Annotated in this window: 15 protein-coding genes; 4 read left to right on the top strand and 11 right to left on the bottom strand. The window is 61.5% G+C overall.

The features are described from left to right. Positions 1 to 90 precede the first annotated feature (90 nt). Both G3A56_RS07575 and G3A56_RS07580 read right to left on the bottom strand, forming a co-directional pair. Entirely contained in the window at positions 91 to 1,443 is a 1,353-nt protein-coding gene (locus G3A56_RS07575; protein WP_003494108.1) for a putative bifunctional diguanylate cyclase/phosphodiesterase, read from the bottom strand. Positions 1,444 to 1,619: 176 nt separating this feature from the next. Next, positions 1,620 to 3,239, bottom strand: coding sequence for a response regulator (locus G3A56_RS07580; protein ID WP_164056627.1), 1,620 nt, complete (start codon positions 3,237 to 3,239; stop codon positions 1,620 to 1,622). 408 nt (positions 3,240 to 3,647) lie between these two features. Between G3A56_RS07580 and mutL the strand changes: the two genes are divergently transcribed. From mutL to G3A56_RS07595, 3 genes are all read left to right on the top strand, one after another. Further along, a complete protein-coding gene (mutL, locus tag G3A56_RS07585; protein ID WP_082183797.1) occupies positions 3,648 to 5,468 on the top strand; it encodes a DNA mismatch repair endonuclease MutL in 1,821 nt (606 codons plus the stop codon). Positions 5,469 to 5,607: 139 nt separating this feature from the next. Further along, positions 5,608 to 5,829, top strand: coding sequence for a DUF2093 domain-containing protein (locus tag G3A56_RS07590; RefSeq protein WP_003494102.1), 222 nt, complete (start codon positions 5,608 to 5,610; stop codon positions 5,827 to 5,829). Positions 5,830 to 6,101: 272 nt separating this feature from the next. After that, positions 6,102 to 7,031, top strand: a complete 930-nt coding sequence (locus G3A56_RS07595; protein ID WP_082182843.1) for an IS110 family RNA-guided transposase — start codon at positions 6,102 to 6,104, stop codon at positions 7,029 to 7,031. Positions 7,032 to 7,169: 138 nt separating this feature from the next. On the opposite strand, the gene lpxK is transcribed toward G3A56_RS07595, so the two are convergent. From lpxK to G3A56_RS07625, 6 genes are all read right to left on the bottom strand, one after another. Next, entirely contained in the window at positions 7,170 to 8,216 is a 1,047-nt protein-coding gene (lpxK, locus tag G3A56_RS07600; protein WP_082183796.1) for a tetraacyldisaccharide 4'-kinase, read from the bottom strand. Between the two features lie 312 nt (positions 8,217 to 8,528). Continuing rightward, positions 8,529 to 9,266: an HAD family hydrolase gene (locus tag G3A56_RS07605; protein WP_003494098.1), complete on the bottom strand. Its 738-nt coding sequence runs from the start codon at positions 9,264 to 9,266 to the stop codon at positions 8,529 to 8,531. Further along, positions 9,260 to 10,582, bottom strand: coding sequence for a lipid IV(A) 3-deoxy-D-manno-octulosonic acid transferase (gene waaA / locus G3A56_RS07610; RefSeq protein WP_003494096.1), 1,323 nt, complete (start codon positions 10,580 to 10,582; stop codon positions 9,260 to 9,262). The genes G3A56_RS07605 and waaA overlap by 7 nt, the downstream gene beginning before the upstream one ends. Positions 10,583 to 10,798: 216 nt before the next feature. Further along, complete coding sequence (locus G3A56_RS07615) at positions 10,799 to 11,038, bottom strand: DUF4170 domain-containing protein (protein ID WP_003494094.1); 240 nt, start codon at positions 11,036 to 11,038, stop codon at positions 10,799 to 10,801. Between the two features lie 61 nt (positions 11,039 to 11,099). Further along, positions 11,100 to 11,906 (bottom strand): 3'(2'),5'-bisphosphate nucleotidase CysQ, encoded by an 807-nt coding sequence (locus tag G3A56_RS07620; protein ID WP_082183795.1) that lies wholly within the window; start codon positions 11,904 to 11,906, stop codon positions 11,100 to 11,102. A gap of 93 nt (positions 11,907 to 11,999) precedes the next feature. Beyond that, the gene (locus tag G3A56_RS07625; RefSeq protein WP_003494091.1) at positions 12,000 to 13,346 is read right to left on the bottom strand and encodes a TldD/PmbA family protein; all 1,347 of its coding nucleotides are present in this window, start codon (positions 13,344 to 13,346) and stop codon (positions 12,000 to 12,002) included. A 116-nt stretch (positions 13,347 to 13,462) separates the two neighbouring features. On the opposite strand from G3A56_RS07625, the gene G3A56_RS07630 reads away from it, so the two are divergent. Then, the gene (locus G3A56_RS07630) at positions 13,463 to 15,283 is read left to right on the top strand and encodes a monovalent cation:proton antiporter-2 (CPA2) family protein (protein WP_082184601.1); all 1,821 of its coding nucleotides are present in this window, start codon (positions 13,463 to 13,465) and stop codon (positions 15,281 to 15,283) included. A 209-nt stretch (positions 15,284 to 15,492) separates the two neighbouring features. Here G3A56_RS07630 and G3A56_RS07635 read toward each other — a convergent pair whose 3' ends face one another. From G3A56_RS07635 to G3A56_RS07645, 3 genes are all read right to left on the bottom strand, one after another. After that, positions 15,493 to 16,419, bottom strand: a complete 927-nt coding sequence (locus G3A56_RS07635; protein WP_080833606.1) for a patatin-like phospholipase family protein — start codon at positions 16,417 to 16,419, stop codon at positions 15,493 to 15,495. A 149-nt stretch (positions 16,420 to 16,568) separates the two neighbouring features. Further along, complete coding sequence (gene rsmD / locus G3A56_RS07640; RefSeq protein ID WP_082183794.1) at positions 16,569 to 17,126, bottom strand: 16S rRNA (guanine(966)-N(2))-methyltransferase RsmD; 558 nt, start codon at positions 17,124 to 17,126, stop codon at positions 16,569 to 16,571. Then, complete coding sequence (locus G3A56_RS07645) at positions 17,107 to 19,089, bottom strand: pseudouridine synthase (protein ID WP_082183793.1); 1,983 nt, start codon at positions 19,087 to 19,089, stop codon at positions 17,107 to 17,109. The genes rsmD and G3A56_RS07645 overlap by 20 nt, the downstream gene beginning before the upstream one ends. Positions 19,090 to 19,120: the final 31 nt, after the last annotated feature.

Here is a 19,120-nt window from a genome sequence, read left to right on the forward strand (position 1 = left end):
AGACGCGCGTCGGCTGGATTCCTGTGACAAGCACAGGAATGAGGGAGGTGGGGAGGTCCCGCCACCGCCTCTTAACGGCCATTTCACTTCTCAGGGAATATCCGACAGGATCTCGCGGTAATTCTCGTGCAGGTAACGCTGGGTTGCGGCGGCATCGGCGGGGCGGCCGTAAAAATAGCCCTGGCCCATGGCGCAGCCGAGCGCGCGCAGCTTTTCCTCTTCCGCACGCTCCTCGATACCCTCGGCCACCACTTCAAGATCGAGACCTTCGCACATGGCGACGATGGCCTTGATGATGTGTTCCGAGGGGCGATCGCTGCTGATGCGGGAAACGAAGGCGCGGTCGATCTTGACCTTGTCGAAGGTGAAGTCGCGCAGGCGGCCGAGGCTCGACTGGCCGGTGCCGAAATCGTCGAGGGAGATGCGAACACCCGCGCTCTGCAACTCGCTGATGATGCGCTGCGCGGTATCGGCGGAGGTCATGACAGCCGTTTCGGTGATTTCAAGCTCCAGCCGATGTGGGTCGAGACCGACACGCGACAGGATAGAGAGAATATTGTCCGCCGTGCCAGGGTCCATCAGCTGCGCGGAAGACAGGTTGAAGGACAGGAAGAGCTCGCGCGGCCAGAACAGGGCTGCTTCCGCCGCCTTCCTGAGCAGGGCTTCCGAAAGGGCGTCGATAAAACCTCTTTCTTCAGCCAGCGGCACAAAAACGGCGGGCGATACGAAGCCGAGATCAGGATCGTTCCAGCGGGCAAGCGCCTCGAAACCGATGACTTTGGCCTCTTCCAGCCTGACGATGGGCTGGAAATGCACATCGATCGCATCGGTGATGATGGCGTTTCGCAGAGCCTGTTCCAATTGGGTGGCGCGCTTCATCTCCTGCGCTATCTCGCGCGAATAGACCGTTATCTGGCCACGGCCGCGCCGCTTGGACCGGTAAAGCGCCGTCTCGGCGCTTTTCAGCAGATCCTCGAAATCATCGCCGGCAAAAGGGTAGATGGCAAAACCGAAGGAAGAGGAAAGCCGGACGTTGCGATCGCCGAGATCGTAAGGGGCGGAGAGCACGTCCTTGATCATGTTGCCGATGCGCTCGGCACCGGTGCGCTCGAAGACCAGCGGCAGCACGAAAGCGAATTCATCGCCGTCATGGCGCGTCACGACCGCGCCATCGGGAATGCAGGCCTTCAGGCGATGCGCCACCTGGCACAGAATCTCGTCGCCCGCCTGCACGCCGAAAAGATCGTTGATGGGTTTGAAGCCGTCTATATTCGCAATGCCGACCGTGAAGGGTGCGGGATCGCTGGAGCGTTCGCTCGCGAGCATGCGAATCTTGTCCCGTAGACGGTATCTGTTGCCGAGCCCCGTCAAAGGATCGCTGTAAGCCATCGCTTGCAGCTCGTTCTGGCTGACCTGCAACGTCTGCGGCTCTGGCCGTTTCATTCCTGCATCTCGTGAATCCTGTGTGATCGCGCTCACAATGCAGGGCAAGTATTAAAAAAGCCATAGAGCCGCGAACCGAAAAAGCGGCGGCGTTTTCCGGCAAATCCACGGCTTGCCTCAAAAAGACCCGAGCAGCGGCAAAAAATGTGCTGTGTTTTCACCGTGGCGGCTGGATTTCAGGCTTGCAGTCGCAGGGTATCCTTGCCGAAAAGGCGCAGGAAAACAGCCTCGACCATATCGGGACTGACGGGTTTCAGCAGCATGTCGTCCATACCCGACGCCAGGCATTTGTCGAGATCACCCTCGAATGCATGGGTGATGACGCCGACAATGGGAATGCGATCGTCACCGGCGAGCTCGCGCATGCGGCGGGCAACCTCGAAACCGTCGATATCGGAAAGTGTCGTATCCAGCAGGACGACGGAGGGCGCCTGTTCCGCAAAAAGACGCAGCGCCTCTTCGCCCGAGGTGGCGAGCCGGTAAGACAGCCCCAGGCCTTCGAGGATCTGCGAGAAGACGATCTGGTTGACCCTGTTGTCCTCGACGAGAAGTATCTCGCAGACGCCCCCGGTCTTGAGGATTTTGGGCAGGTCCTCGGTCATGATCTCCCAATCTTCTTCAGAGGATTTTTCCCTGGGAGAGGAGCTGAGGCCAACGGCAAGATAATGCAGCAGCGATGCATCGATTTCGTCTTCCTCTATGGTGACGACGGGCAGGCCATGGGCTTCCGCGATATCAAGGCATGCGACGCTCATCTGCGCATCGACGACAACGACATCGATGCCGACGCCGGCAGAGGCGGCAATGTCGATGAAACTGCGCTGTTCTTCCTCGCTCGTCACGACGGCATAATCCATGCCGCCTGCGGTCAGCCTTCGACCGGCAACGTCTCCAAAACGACCGTTTTCGGATACGACCAGCACCGCCTTGCTCTTCAGCAGGCCGCTTCTGGCATCGCGTTCATCATCCTTGCCATAGGTGGAGGCGACGAAAGCAACGTGTTCGAGCGAAGGAATGACGGGCATGCCGTTCGCATCGATAGTGGCAAGTGCCGTCACATCCTCCATCGTCGTCACGAGGAAATATCGGCCCGAACGCCCAACACGCTGCTTGCGCGTGATCGTCAGCACCTCTTCGCCGTTCAGGCGTCTCACCCTTTCGGGAATGACGCTCGGCGTGCCGGTGTCCAGCACCATGCGATCGGCAGCGTCGATGCGGCCTGCGACCTTGCGCGAATGGAGATCGAAAACGGTTCTTCCGAGAATGGCTTCGGCACTGGTCTCGACCATGGCGCAGGCGGATTTGTTGATTGCGGCATAGGCCATGTTCCGATCCTTAACGAAAACCGGAAACGGCAGATTGTCGAGAATATCCTCGATCAGCTGGACGCGCTCAAGATCGATGCGCCACTGCTCTTCTCTTTTCTTCTGTTCGGAAATATCGGCAACGACACTGATGCCGAGACCGGAAGGCAGGCGGTTCATGACGAAACGCAGGAAGCGTTCCCCCTTCAGCCGCTCGGTCTTTTCCGCCCGTTCCTTCCAGTGCAGCGCCAGACGCTCGCCGATCCATTCGTCCCGCCCGAGCTGGCGGGCATTGGCGGCCAGGCTTTCCGCCTCCAGAAGATAACAATCGTAGAGCGCGCTCAGATAGTCGCGCAGCCGCGCGCCCGGTCCGACAACGCCCTCTTCGAGCGGAAAAAAACTTAACAGCTTCCGGCTTGCGAAAATAATGTGATCATTACGGTCGTAAACGACGATCGCCGCGCCAAGCGCGTCGCAAAGGGCATCAAGCATCACCGTATGAACGCCCGCGCCAGAGGACGCCAAATCACTCAACTGCAAACTCCCGCCTGTTTTTAAGGGGTCAGGCTTATGTTTCTATTGGAATCGTCCGAGGCGGATGCCGGGATGAAACGACACATTCCGAAAAAGAGACATCAGGGTTCGCCACTTGAAGCAGTCTTGAGGAGATGATGACGCTCACCCATAGTCGACGTCACACACCACCCGAAAGGGGGGCCTCGTTCCTGCGGTCATTTCAAGCCGCCTCACCATAACCAGGGCCGATTAAAGTCGGATTAACGCTTAACCCGGCGTTGACGGAAATGATTAAATGCCGAACAGGCCGGAAAACATGTGCAAACTCTCGTCGTCAGAGTTTTTTGCTTTCGAAGCGGTGACGAATCCGCGAAAATGACGATCATGGCCATCAAGCAGCTTTCAGAAACCCTCATCAACCAGATCGCCGCCGGCGAGGTCATCGAAAGACCCTCCAGCGCCACGAAGGAACTGGTGGAAAACGCCATCGACGCCGGCGCGACGCGGATCGAGATCGCCACGGCGGGCGGCGGCAAGGGGCTGGTGCGCATCACCGACAACGGCTCCGGCATGTCGCCTGCCGATCTCGAGCTTGCTGTCCGGCGCCATTGCACCTCGAAAATATCCACGACGCTGGATGATATCCGCACGCTCGGCTTTCGCGGCGAGGCCCTGCCCTCCATCGGCTCGGTCGCCAAGCTGTCGATCACCAGCCGCCAACAGGGCGCGGAACAGGGTTCGGTCATTTCCGTCACCGGCGGCAAGGTTTCGGACGTGCGGCCTGCCGCCTCGAATGCCGGCACCATCGTCGAGGTGCGCGACCTGTTCTTCGCCACGCCTGCGCGGCTGAAATTCCTGAAGACGGAACGCGCCGAGGCGGCCGCCATCACCGAGGTCGTCAAGCGTATGGCGATCGCCTTTCCGCATATCCGCTTCGTGTTGTCAGGCACCGACCGTTCCACGCTCGAAATCCCCTCGACCGGCGATGACCACCTCGCCCGCATGGCGCAGATTCTGGGTGCGGAATTCAAGGACAACGCCATCGAGATCGATGCCGGGCGCGAGGATGTGACGCTGACCGGCTTTGCCGGCGTGCCGACCTTCAACCGTGGCAATTCGGCGCATCAATATGTCTTCGTCAACGGCCGTCCGGTGCAGGACAAGCTGCTTTTATCCGCCATTCGCGGCGCCTATGCCGAAACCGTGCCGCATGGGCGATATCCCGTTGCGGTGCTGTCCCTGACGCTCGACCCCGCCTTTGTGGATGTGAACGTGCATCCGGCGAAATCCGACGTGCGCTTCCGTGATCCCGGCCTTATTCGCGGGCTGATCGTCGGCGCGATCCGCCAGGCGCTGACGCGCGACGGCGACAGGGCGGCAACGACGGGTGCGAGCCAGATGATGAGCGCCTTCCGCCCGGGTTACAGCCCGTCCAATCTCCGGCCTTCTCCGTCCGCAACATGGTCCGCCGCGACTTCTCCTTCCCGGCCGCTTGCCGTTTCCAGCGGAACGCAATTTTCGGAGGCCGTGCAGTCGCGCTTTTCCGACATCACCATGCCGACGGCGCGGGCCGAGCCGCGGGAGACTTACGAGGCCGCCGCAAGCCCCTCGCCAGAACCGGTGCTTTATCCGCTGGGTGCGGCACGGGCGCAGCTGCACCAGAACTACATCGTGGCGCAGACGGAAGACGGTCTCGTCATCGTCGATCAGCATGCCGCGCATGAGCGGCTGGTGTTTGAGGAAATGCGCAACGCGCTGCATTCCAGACGCCCGCCTTCACAGGTGCTGCTCATCCCCGAGATCATCGACCTGCCGGAAGAGGATTGCGACCGGCTGATGGATCATGCCGCCGGTTTCGATGCGCTGGGCCTCGTCATCGAGCGTTTCGGGCCGGGCGCGGTCGCCGTCCGGGAAACGCCCGCCATGCTCGGCGAGGTCAATGTGCAGGGGCTGGTGCGGCAGCTTGCCGACGAGATTGCCGAATGGGACGCCGCCTCCACGCTTGCCAACAAGCTCGAATATGTCGCCGCCACGATGGCCTGCCACGGTTCGGTGCGTTCCGGCCGGCGCATGCGGCCGGAGGAGATGAACGCGCTTTTGCGGCAGATGGAAAACACGCCGGGCTCCGGCCAGTGCAATCACGGCCGACCGACCTATATCGAGCTGAAACTTTCCGATATAGAACGGCTCTTCGGCCGCAGCTGATCTCGTTACCCGGCGGGCTGGCCTTGGGCCGCGTCGAGAGATATAAATTCAAGGGACTGGAGCATCCGGATTGTTCAGGAGAACGCTGCGCCGTTTCGGGCTGGATGCACTGACAGGACATAGCAGGAGACGAAAACGGATGAACAGATTTGAAGGAGGCGGAAACCGTCTCGCCGTCATCGAATATCTCGACGGTGACTTCCGGATCGTGCAGACCGGCTCGCATGTTGCCTGCGCCATCACCGGCAAGACCATTCCGCTCGACGAACTCCGCTACTGGAGCGTGGCGCGGCAGGAAGCCTATGTGGACGCCGCCGCTTCGCTGGAGGCCGAAAAGAAAGCTGGTAATTTGCCTGCGTGATCAGGCGCGGAAGCACGCCCATAAAGAGCCATGCGTGAGAACGCTTCTTTTCACGCTGAGACTGCTCAACTCTCCACCCTCATCCCTGTGCTTGTCACAGGGATCCTGTGTATTGCGTCTGTGCTAGAATGGTAGCGGACGGAAGGCCGTCGGGATCCTGGTCGTTTGAGACCGCTTGCTGGCTCTGGTCCTCCGTCCGCCTTTGATATCCCAACCTGAACAGTTGATTGAGGCCGTGAGCGCGGACCTCGAAGCACAGGATGAGGCTTGCCATGATACACCCTGTTTTCATTGGATGCGACGTCGCCAAGGCGCATCTTGATCTTTTCGACGGCCGGACATCCCGGCATATCCGCATCGACAACACCGCTGCCGCCATTCATGCATGGCTGCAAAGCCTGGAGGGGCAGGAGGCGACGGTCATTCTGGAGGCGACCGGGCGTTATGACAGGCAGCTGCGCGCGGCTCTCGATCGGCAACAGCGTCCGTATTGCCGGGTCAACCCCGCCCGGGCGCGCGACTTCGCAAGAGCCACCGGCCGCCTGGCCAAGACCGACGCCATCGATGCCCGCCTGCTGGCACGCATGGGCGAAACGCTTGGCCCCGCAACCAGCACACCACCCGATCCGGCCCGGCAGGCGCTTGCCAGCTTCCATACAAGGCGCGATCAGCTCGTTGCCATGCGCCAGCAGGAGCGGCTTCGCCTTTCCAGCGCAGAACCCATGGAGCACGATAGTCTGGAGCGCCATCTCATCTGGCTGGACGGCGAGATCGAGGCGATCGAAAAAGCCTGTCACGCCCATGTCCGGGAAAACGCGGAACTGAACGAACAAAGCACCAGGCTTCGTTCCATTCCGGGCGTCGGGCCAGTCACCGCATTCACGCTGATGGCGCATATGCCGGAACTGGGCGGCAGCTCTTCCAAAGCCATGGCGGCATTGGCGGGACTTGCTCCCTTCAATGCCGACAGCGGCATCAAACGCGGCCAGCGCCATATTCGCGGCGGACGAAAGCGCGTGCGCGATGCCCTCTACATGGCGGCGCTGGTGGCTTACAGGCTGAAGACCGCCTTCGCCCGCACGGCGCAAACCATGCAGACCAAGGGCAAACCGTTCAAGGTCATGATCATTGCCATCGCCCGCAAAATCCTCGTCGCCGCAAACGCAATCCTCAGGGATAAAACCGTCTTTGCTAAAACCTGACAATACAGTTGCCAGCCAGCCCAAGTCCTTAGGCTGAGAGGACTATTCTCGCCGCGCAGACGCGCGTCGGCTGGATTCCTGTGACAAGCACAGGAATGAGGAGAAGTAGGTGCACGGCGGTTTATCTTCTTAGGTACTCTAAATCGACGGTCGCGCATGTTCCCGCAGCAGGCGGGCGCGGCAGTTCACCACCGCCGTCTCGATGATCGTTCCAGCCGCATTGGGATCGTCGAACACCATGTCGATCTCGATCACCACGCTGTTCCACAGCAATTCTTCCGCCCGGCCATGGTGACCGTTGAGGCGTATGGCGTCCTTGGCCGTCGTCACCAGCTGCAAATTTTGCTTGCCGGCGTCCTGCAGAAGATCGGCGATCTCGTCGTCGCTGAAATGGTGATGGTCGGGAAAGGAGCGCCGCTCCACGATCTCGCCGCCCACAGCCTCGACGGTTCTGAAGAATTTGGCCGGATCGGCGATGCCCGCATAGGCCAGCACGCGCCTTCCCCTGAAATCCTGCGGCTCCTGCGGCGTGATTGCGGCTACGAAAACCGGTTTTGCAGCCTTTGCCGCCATTCTCACCAGCGGATCGGCTGCATGGCCGTTGCCGACCTTCAGAAGTCCCGTCATATGCCGCATCTGTTCGGCAAGCGGCGCCCGGACCGGACCGCCCGGCACGAGATGGCCGTTACCGATGCCGCGCACCGTGTCGATGACGACGAGCGCATAATCCAGCGTCAGGCGGGCGCTCTGGAAACCGTCATCCATGATGATGAGGTCCACGCCCTCCTTCACCAGCCGGTGCGCGCCTTCCACCCGCTTGCGGGAAATGACGGTCACCGCCTCGCGTGCAAGCAGCAGCGGTTCATCGCCGACATCGGCGGAGCGGTGCTGCGCGGGATCGACAAGGGTGGTGACATCAAGCGTGCCGCCATATCCGCGACTGAGAAATCCGGGTTTGAGGCCTTTTGCGACGGCGGCTCTGGCGATTGCCATCGCTGTCGGCGTCTTTCCAGCACCGCCCACGGTGAAGTTACCGATGCAGATGACCGGAACGTGAACGCTCGCCCGTTTTGCCGTACGCATCCGCCGGCCGGCAATATTGCCGTATAGAAGGGAAAACGGTGATAACAGCCAGGCCTGCCAGCCTGCTTTCTGCCACCAGAACGGCGGCGCTTCAGAAACCATATATGCCCGCTCCCGGCCGCGTCGTCCGCAGCATTCCGTTCGGATGTCATGTCCGGAGGTTGTTTGCCAGAAAAAACCGTAAATTGCAAAAATGGACTGAGTGGGTTTCCCTTGTCTGTCCCGACACCGGCTTGCGGTGCTTTACTCGACATGTCTGTGCGCTGGGGACACCCACTCTCCGTCTTTCCGGCCTTGTGCCGGAATCCAGTCGACGCGCGTCTGCGCGGTGGGAAGGTCTCCTTTCAGCCCAAGGACTTGGGCTGGCTGGATTCCGGCTCAAGGCCGGAATGACGGAAAATGGACCTTATCGTCCTAAGCAACCCGTTCCGGCAGCAGTGCTTCCAGCGCGGTAATGTCATCGAAACAATAATGCGCATCGGCGCCAAGGCTTTCGCGTGATCCCGTGCCCGTCAGAACTGCGATGCGCAATCCCGCGCCGGCATTCCTTGCCATATGCAGATCGTGATTATTGTCGCCGACCACCGCCACCCGCTCCGGCGGGAACCCAACCGCCTCGCAGAAACCGAGAACCATGCCGGGTTGCGGCTTGGTGCCATAACCGCTGTCATAACCCGCGACGAAATCGACATCGCTTTCGAAACCGAAGCGAATGGCCGTCTGGCGAATGGAGTTTTCATTGTCGCTGGAAGCGATGCCGAGCTTGTAGCCGCGTGCCTTCAGCCTTGCGAAAAATGCCTTGAGGTCGGTGACGGGCACGGATTTATCCGCTGCCTCAGTGAAAAGCCGATCGAGCCGCGCAGTCAATTCGCCGACATCGCAGGGCGAACCGGCCGCGACCAGACCGGCGGCGATTTCCGCCGTATTGCCGGCGGCCAGCAGGCTGTCGGGTACCACATGGCCGGTGACGGGGTCCATGCCGCAGGCGGCGAGCAGCTGGTCTGCAAGAACGGGATCACCCTTGGCCGCGATCGCCGCAAGCTCGCGGTTCACTGGTCCCCAGCTTGCGTCATAGCCCAGAAGCGTGCCGTCCTTGTCGAAAAGGACGGCCGCGATCGACTGCGTCACATCACGTTCGATATCCGCTACCATGAACCGATGGCGCTCCGCGGTTGCAGCTTGGCGGTAACGGTGAGCGGGTTGATATAGGGTTCCAGCGCCTTGACGGTGGAGGAAAGCGCGCCGCGCATATCCTGAATGACCCGGTTGCCGGCATCGATCATCTTGTAACGCTCATTGTCGTTGACCAGCAGATAATGCACCGCCTTGGCCAGCATCTCGACATCGCGGATGATGCGACCGCCGCCGGCACGGATCAGTTTCTGATAGGCCTCACGGAAATTCTGCACATGCGCGCCGGATAATACCGCGCAGCCGAGCATCGCCGGTTCCAGCGGGTTCTGGCCGCCCTCAGCCGTCAGCGAGCGGCCGACAAAGGCAAGTTCGGTCAGCCGCAGGTAAAGCCCCATCTCACCGATGGAATCGCCAAGGAAAATATCGGTTTCCGGCGTGATGACGTCGTTGCGGCTTCGGCGGGCTACAGTCAGCCCCATGGTCTTCAGCATGGCTTCCACATCGTCGCCCCGCTCTGGGTGGCGCGGCACGATGATAGTCAATTGACCATTGCGCGACTTGATCGCCGCATGCACGGTGGCGGCTGCCTTCTCTTCACCGTCGAAGGTGGAGATCGCCGCCCATGTCTTGCGGGTTCCGACCTGCTTGCGATAGTGCTCGAGCAGAGCCTCGTCGCAGGGTGGCGGATCGGTATCACCCTTGAGGTTGCCGGAAATGACCACCGGCCAGGAGCCGAGATCGCGGAAGCGTTCGGCATCGAGATCGGATTGCGCGACAACGAGGGCAAGCTTGGAAAACAGCGATTCCGCAATATCGTGCCGGTTGTTCCAGCGATCGAAGGAACGGTCGGACAGGCGCGCATTGACCCTGATCTGGGGAATGTGCCTGCGCTCCAGCTCCATCATCGTCACCGGCCAGATTTCCGATTCAGCGGTGATGGCGGCATCCGGCGCCCAATAGGCGAGGAAACGATTGACCGCGATCTTGATGTCCAGCGGCACATATTGATGGATGACATCATCGCCAAGCCGGGTGCGGGTCAGCTCGGCCGAGGTCACGGTACCGGTGGTCAGGAGCACGTAGATGTCGCGCTTGCGTATCTCGCGGATCAGCGGAATGAGAGCGAGCGTCTCGCCGACACTTGCGGCATGGAACCAGACGAGCGGCCCGCGCGGGCGCTCGGCGCTGGCATAACCGAAGCGTTCGAGGCGACGGCGCTTGTCTTCCTTGCCCTTTGCCGCCCGATAGGAAAGATAGGGACGGGCAAAGGGATAGGCGGCAATCCCGGCAATCCGGTAACCGGAAAGAGCGAAGCGTGCGAGACGGCTGCTCATGACATTCTGCCCTTGATCATTCCGCTCAATGCCCTGCCCCTGTTCTTTGTTGTTATCGCCGCCTACTTCTTCTCAAATTGCGTCATTTTTTGTCATCGGAAACGAAAGCGCGATCACATTTTCTCGCAATCCAAATCCCGGCCTGCACGTCTTTGGCAGGAATCACGGGAAAACTCGCCTTCACCCGATAGTATTACAACGCAAGGGCAAAGGTACTCAAATTTTGTCGTCGGGATTGAGAAGACGGTGCATATGCACGATAAAATAACGCATATGGGCGTTGTCGACCGTCATCTGGGCCTTGGATTTCCACGCGGTCAGCGCAGAAGCATAGTCAGGATAGATGCCGACGATATCGAGCGCATTCAAATCCCGGAACTGAACATCCTGAAGGTTTTCCAGTTCGCCGCCGAACACCAGGTGCAGCAGCTGTTTCTGTTTGCCAGATTCCGTCATGTCTTTATCTCTTTCTTAAGCTCTGAGAGAGCCCCTCATCTGCGGGATTTCCCGGCAAACGTCAACCGTCGGACAGATGCGAAAACGCTTTCAAAAGCGCAGGCAGCGCATAATCTGCTGCAGCGCACAATGCGGGGTGGTTTACCTCACGGCGATTATACATCAGAGGTTTTCCATCAAGGCCGACCAGAAGGCCGCCCGCCCTTTCGAGGATAAGGTCGGCGGCGGCCAAATCCCACTCGTGCGAGTTCGCCTTGACGAGCGTTCCGTCGATGCGGCCATCCGCCACCATGGCCAGCCGATAGGCGAGCGACGGCACATGCGGAATGCGCTTGACGCCGTCCCGAACCTCGTCCGGCAGGTGCGCGATCACATCTTCAGGTGCTGCCAGATGGAAGGTGCCGGTATTTTCGCGGGCAGCGGAAATGGGTTCCCCATTCTTCAGCGCTTCGCCGCCTTCCATTGCCGTGAATTCCTCTGCGAGCGCCGGCGCGACAAGGGCAGCCGCCACCGGCCGCCCCTGATGCACGACCGCGACGCTGACGCACCAGGTGTCCCTGCCGCCGATGAAGGCGCGGGTTCCGTCGATGGGGTCGACGACGAACACGGTGGAACGGGCAAGCCTGTCCGTGTCGTCGTCCGTCTCTTCCGACAGCCAGCCGTAGTCAGGCCGGGCGGATCGCAGGATGGTTTCGAGAATTTCGTTTGCGGCGTAGTCGGCCGCACTCACCGGCGAAAGACCGCCATTTTTCCACCAGACCTCGGGATCCTTGCGGAAAAAACCGAGCGCCGTCTCGCCGGCCTTGCGCGCGGCCTCGAGGACCAGCCTCAAATCGGAAGCCCAGCGGGCCTCTGCAATATCGTTCATTTTGCCGTCTTTTCCGCGCGCCTCAGGCGGCGCGCCTGTTTTTCTCTTCGCACTTGCACACAAAGTGCCGGCGAAAACAACCCGCAGGTTGCCTCACTTGCCCGCGATCGTCATGCCTTCGATGGCGAGCGTCGGTGCGGCGACGCCGTATTTGCGGTCGATATCGTTGGCCGGCGTGACACGCATGAACATGTCCTTCAGGTTCGAGGCAATCGTCACCTCCGAGACCGCGAAGGACTTTTCGCCATTCTCGATCCAGAAGCCGCTTGCACCACAGCTATATTCACCGGTGATCATATTGGCGCCATGGCCGATCAGCTCGGTGACGTAAAAGCCGCTTCCGACCTGCGCCAACAGTTCTTCCGGAGATAGTTCGCCCGGCTCCAGCGCGAGATTGGTGGAGGCCGGCGATACCGAGGTTCCGCCGCGCACGCCGCGGCCGTTGGTTTCAAGGCCGAGTTCACGCGCTGCCGAGGTGGAGAGGAACCAGTGCTTCAGCACCCCGTCCTCGATCATCGTCATCTTCTCGCCCCTGACACCTTCGCCATCGAAGGGACGAGAGGACGGGCCGCGAACGATCTGCGGGTCATCGGTGAGGTGGAGGCCCTTTTTTAGAACCTGCTGCCCCATCTTGTCACGCAGGAAGCTGGTCTTGCGGGCGACGGAAGCGCCGTTGATCGCGCCGGCAATGGCACCAACGAAACCGCGGGCGATGCGGGGATCGAAAACCACGGTAATGTTGCTGCCGGTATCCACCTGGCGCGGGCCGACCCGCCGCACGACTTTTTCACCGGCGCGACGGCCGATCTCTTCGGCCGCATCGAGATCAGCATAATAGAGGCGGCTGTCGAAATCGTAGTCGCGCTCCATCTTCGTGCCTTCGCCAGCGATGACGCTGACGGAGCGGCTGAAACGGCTGCCCATGTAGCTGCCGGAAAAACCGTGCGAAGTAACGAGGACGAGGCCGCCCATGCCGCTCGATGCGCCGGCGCCGGAGGAATTGCTGACGCCCTTGACGGCAAGTGCCGCCTCTTCCGAGGCGAGTGCCGCTTCGCGCAGCTGATCGGCCGAGACCTCGGTCGCATCGAAAAGTTCGAGATCGTCGTAGGATGTCGCCAGCCGTTCCCTGTCTGCCAGACACGCAAACGGGTCTTCCGGCGAGACCTTCGCCATGGCCACTGCCCGTTCCGCCAGCGTCTTCAGATCGAAGCCGGGATTGGCCGAAACACTCGCCACCCGCCGTCCGACGAAAACGCGGAGCGAAAAATCGTCGCTCTCGGAGGATTCGGTGCTTTCCACTTTGCCCAGCCGCACGCCGACCGATTGCGAGCGTGAACGGACGACAACGGCGTCCGCCTCATCCGCACCCGCTGCACGGGCAAGATCGACAAGTTCACTGGCGCGATCGAGAAGTTTGGAAGAATCTATTTCTGAGGACATGAGTTGGCCTTTCATTCCTGTTCCATTTATTGTGCCAGGCACCCCGCATCAAGGGCGAAACGCCGCTTTCTCCATCTGAGCGGCTCCATCGCCGCCATATTCGAAAGTCCGCCCGCATGACCGAGCACGACGCTCTCTTTTCCGAACCTTTGCTGCTTCTGGCCGGCGCGGTCATCGCGGCCTCGGTTTTCCGCAAACTCGGGCTTGGCACCGTGCTCGGCTATCTGGTGGCGGGCATCATCATCGGGCCCTTCCTGCATCTCGTCACGGACGCCAAGGACATCTTCAATGTCTCGGAACTGGGCGTCGTTTTCCTGCTCTTCATCATCGGCCTGGAACTCAAGCCATCGCGCATATGGCAGATGCGGCGCGACATTCTGGGGCTCGGACTGGCGCAGGTGCTGGTGACGGGCAGCGTGCTGGCCGCCATTGCCTGGTGGGCGGGTTTGATCGATGCACGCGGCAGTCTCGTCGCCGGTTTCGGCCTTGCGCTTTCCTCCACCGCCTTTGCGCTGCAAATCCTTGCCGATGACGGCGACATGAACACCCGCCACGGCAATCGCTCCTTTTCGATCCTGCTGTTTCAGGATCTCGCAATCGTACCGCTTCTTGCCCTCGTCACCATTCTTTCGAACCGCCCGGACGTGCCGACGGATTCGATGTCCTACGATCTCCTTGCTTCGATCATCGCGGTGGCGGGCATGGTGCTGGCGGGGCGCTACCTGCTGACACCGATGTTCCAGATCATTGCCCGCACGGGTGCGCGGGAAGTGATGATCGCCGCCGCCCTCTTCGTCGTCATCGGTGCTGCCGCCATCATGGAGGCGGTCGGGCTTTCGATGGGCATGGGCGCGTTGCTGGCTGGGCTGATGCTGTCGGAATCCTCCTACCGGCACGAGCTGGAAGCCGATATAGAGCCGTTTCGCGGGCTGCTTCTGGCGCTTTTCTTCATGGCGGTCGGTATGTCGCTGCATGTCAACATCGTCTATGAGCACATCGTCCTCATCCTGATCGCCGTTCCGGCGATGATGGCGGTGAAGGCGGCCGTCATCTACAATCTGTGCCGCGTCGCCGGCTCGTCCCGTTATGCGTCGAGCCGTATCGCGCTGCTTCTGGCGCAGGGCGGTGAATTCGGTTTCGTGCTGTTCACGACGGCCGCTGCCTCCGGACTGTTTCCGCAGGCGACCGCCTCGATCCTCGTTGCCGTGGTGACGCTTTCCATGGCGCTGACGCCGTTACTGGCCGTGATTTCGCGCCGGCTGACGGCGGAGGATGCTGAGGAAGACACTCTGGACGAGGATTTCGACGGGGCGGGCGCGGATGTGCTGATGATCGGCTTTTCGCGCTTCGGCCAGATCGCCTCGCAAATCCTTCTGGCGGGCGGGCGGGATGTGACTGTCATCGACAGTTCGGCCGATCGCGTGCGTCAGGCCGCACGGTTCGGTTTCCGCATCTTTTTCGGCGATGGCACCCGCAAGGATGTGCTGATCGCGGCCGGCATCGAACGGGCCGATCTGGTGGCGGTCTGCACCCATAAGAAGGAAGTCACCGACCGCATCATCGACATGATCCAGTCGGAATTTCCAAGCGTGCGCATCTATGCCCGCTCCTATGACCGCGTGCATTCTCTCGATCTCAGGAAAAAGGGCGTGGAATATGAAATCCGCGAGACGCTGGAATCGGGCCTGCTGTTCGGCAGGCGCATTCTGGAAGGGCTGGACATGGACGGCGAAAGGGCGCTGGCGATCTCCGACGACATACGCGAACGCGACGAGGAGCGGTTGCAGCTACAGGCCGTGGAAGGTCTCGCCGCCGGCAGGCAGATGCTGCACAACAAGCCGGTGCGCGAAGTGAAGCCTGAGCCGCTGATGAAGCCGAAGAACAAGGCGGAGAAGCGTGAGGAAGAGGAAGACGGGGAAACGGAAGTTTCGTTGTAGGTGACGAGGCAGGCATTAGCGCAGGGAGCGCGCTGCTTGTTTCTTCTCCCCGCCGGGGAGAAGATGGCCCGAAGGGTCAGATGAGGGGGCAAGCTCTCCGTATATCGCTACCGTCGCCCTCTCATCCCGCTGCCGCGACCTTCTCCCCGGCGGGGAGAAGAAGAGAGTGGCACCCGCTCGCTCGATAGTGAATATTCACGGAGTACCGCTCAAGCCTCCACGCCCTGCCCGCGGTGAAACAGTTCCACCTGCATGTCGATCTGCCGTTTCAGATCGTCCTTGATGCCAGCGGATGCGTTCAGCACCTCCTCGGACTTCAGGAAATCCAGCACGCCGAAACGGTGCACCGGCGGGCGCAGGAAAATGTGCGGCGGACGTAACCTCAGTTTCAGGGCAATCGCCGCCTGCATCATCAGCTGGCTGGCGCCGAACAGGCTGTCCAGCCGGTTCGGCATGGTGGTGCCGTCGCCTTCGGGACCGCCGACCACATCGACGCCGATGACGATATCGGCCTGATCCAGCAGATGTTCATAGGGCACGGGGTTGAAGATGCCGCCATCGATCATGATGCGGCCATCGATACGCACCGGCATGAACAGCGCCGGAATGGCGGCGGACGCCGCCAGCGCCTGGATGATTTCGCCGCTCTCCACCACCACTTCGGTCTGGGCGTAATAGTCCGTGGTGATCACTTTGAGCGGAATGGCAAGTTCCGAGAAATCCTTCGGCAGGGCCTGCGGCATCAGTGCGTGCAGAATGAGTTCGAGATTGAACTGCCCGAGGCGAAAACCATCGACCGCATGGCGCATCGATGCCGGGCCGAGGCTCCAGAGCCGGTTGGCCACCGAGCCCTTCCGCCCCATGAGTTCGAGCGTATATTCACGGATTTCCCGGCCCGTCATACCGGCCGCCATGCCTGCACCGATGATGGAACCGATCGATGAGCCTGATAGTGCCACCGGCCGGATGCCGAGTTCGTCCAGCGCCTCGATGACGTTGATGTGGCAGATGCCGCGCGCACCGCCGCCACCGAGCGCCACGCCGAATGTCGGTTCCTGGCCACCCGTGCCGCCGCCTTCGAGAACATCTTCTCCGGCGCGGACGATCGTGACGCTCTCGTTTACACCCTGCTCCATGCGAATACCCAAAACTCTTTCCCCGCACAGGTCCTGTCTGCCGGCATAGCCTATCCGCGACACTGCCTGACAGTATAGGTCGACAGGACGCAGGCTCTGCCTATTCGGCAAACAAGACAAGACCGTGGCGTGACGGGAAGGTGTTCCCGTCAGGGCTCGTAACGGTAGAAATGCATTTTCGTGTCGCCGAAGATACGGCTTTCAAGCAGCTTGAACGCTGCATCGACATTGACCGCGACATCGCCGCGCTCTTCCAGAATGGCAAGCGCGCCGGGTGTCAGCCAGCCGCCACCATGGGCAGCAGCGAAAGCCTTCTCGCCATGGCCATGGCCATAGGGCGGATCGGCAAACAGAAGATCGAAAGGCTCGATATTGTTGACGCCGCCGAGCTTGGTCGCGTCACGCCGCAGGATGCGGGCACGCCCGTGCAGCCCCAGCGCATCGATATTCTCCCACAGAAGCCCCCTGCCCTCGACGCCGTTTTCGACGAAGAGCGCCACGCGACAGCCGCGCGACAAAGCCTCCAGACCGACCGCGCCCGTTCCGGCAAAAACGTCCAGAACGCGCGTGCCATCCAGACTTTCCGGATAGGCGTGGCTCAATATGTTGAAGAGGCTTTCCCGCGTCCTGTCGATTGTCGGACGAATGGAATTTGTTTTCGGCGCGGCCAGTGTCCGGCCGCGGAACTCACCGCCTACGATCCGCATTACGTGTCATTCCCCTGCCTCCAGAAGGTTTGCCACCCGGGCCTTTGCCACCCGGCTTGCCGCCGCCGGGGCCATTGCCGCCGGGGCCTTTACCCTTGCCCGAAAAACCCGAACGTTCGCCACGCTCGCCCGGTTTTCCAAAGGATGGCTTGCCCGATGCGGGTCTGCCACCCGGTTTTGCGCCCCGGGGCTTATCCCCGAAAGGTCGCTCGCCACGCGGACGATCGCTGCGTGGGCGATCCCCCTCTTCACGCGGCTTGTCACGGAACGGCCGGTCACCGAAAGGTTTTTCGCCACGCGCGGTGCGATCGCCGAAGCTCTTTTCGCCGCGCGGACGGTCGCTGCGCGGGCGATCACCCTCCTCACGCGGCTTGTCGCGGAACGGCCGGTCGCCGAAAGGCTTTCCGCCACGCGCGGTGCGGTCGCCGAAGCTCTTCTCGCCACGGGGGCGGTCGCTGCGCGGGCGGTCACCATCCTCACGCGGCTTGTCGCGGAATGGCCTGTCGCCAAAAGTCTTTTCACCGCGAGGCGCGCGATCGCCAAAGCTCTTGCCGCCACGCGGACGGTCGCCGCGTCCGCGACCACCTTCCTCTTCGCGGGGGGAATCCGAACGGATCCACTCGCCCTCGGCATCGGCATGCCTGACGACGTTGCGGCGCGCCTCCGCCTGGGCGGATGGCTTCTTGAACAGGCTTTCGGCTTCCGCACGGGCGGAAGACTTGCGTTCCTTGCCGTCACGGGTCGGCCTTGCGCCGGGCGCCATCCACACATTGGCGGTGCGGTTGGTGCCGGCGGGCTGGCGGGGGCTGCGGCGCTCTTCGCCATCGTCCTCGCTGCGGCCCTTCGCGCCGAATTTCCCGGCGGGCTTGGAGCCGAACTTGCCGGCAGGTTTGTCGCCACGCCTGGTGTCGAGCCGGCCAAGCGCCTTTTCGCGACGGTCTTCCGGCTTGCCGGCGGTCTTTTCAAAACGGGGCTTGCCTTCCGGCGCGTCGCCCTTTGCCCATTCCGGCTTGGCGCGCTTTGCCGGTACTTCTTCTTCGTCGTCAACCGTCGGCGCATCGTAGATCGGCGCGTCGAAATTGGCGCCAGCCTGCTCGATGAGGCGTGGGCCGAGCTGGTCGCGCAGCATGCGGCCGCGCACTTCAAGCACCTTGCCCTCAGCGAGATCACCGAGCTGGAACGGGCCATAGGAGATACGGATCAGGCGGTTGACCTCAAGGCCGAGCGCGCCGAGCACGTTCTTGATCTCGCGGTTCTTGCCTTCGCGCAGACCCATGGTGATCCAGACATTGTGGCCCTGGGTGCGGTCGAGAGTCGCGTCGATCGCGCCATACAGCACGCCGTCAACGGCGATACCCTCTTTCAGCTTGTCGAGTGCGGCCTGATCGACCTCACCATGAGCGCGCACGCGGTAGCGGCGCAGCCAGCCGGTGGTCGGCAGTTCCAGCACACGGGACAGGCCGCCATCATTGGTCAGAAGCAGCAGGCCTTCGGTATTGATATCAAGGCGACCGATCGACAGGACGCGCGGCAATTCACCCGGCAGATTGTCGAAAACGGTCGGGCGGCCTTCCGGGTCTGAGTTGGTCGTCACCAGGCCGGCGGGCTTGTGGTAGAGCCACAGACGCGTGCGCTCGGCACCGCGAATCGGCATGCCGTCCACTTCGATCTTGTCCGAAAGCGTGGCGTTCACCACCGGGCTATCCAGCTTGACGCCATTCAGCGACACGCGGCCTTCCATGATCATCCGCTCGACATCGCGTCGCGAAGCGACACCGGCACGCGCCATGATCTTGGAGATGCGCTCGGGCTTGGTGCCGACGACGGCTTCCTGCGCCGTGGCAGCCTTTGCTTCCACCGGTTTCTTTTCACGCTCTGCGGCGGGCTTGCCGGGGCCTTTCGGCTTCTTGTCGCGGCTAATTGTCTTGCCGCCGTCACGCTTCGGCTTGTCTTTAAAAGTCATTTGCTGTTTGCCTGTTGTTTGGGCTGTCCTA

The sequence above is a fragment of the Rhizobium oryzihabitans genome, from assembly GCF_010669145.1.
In the GTDB taxonomy this organism is placed as follows: domain Bacteria; phylum Pseudomonadota; class Alphaproteobacteria; order Rhizobiales; family Rhizobiaceae; genus Agrobacterium; species Agrobacterium oryzihabitans.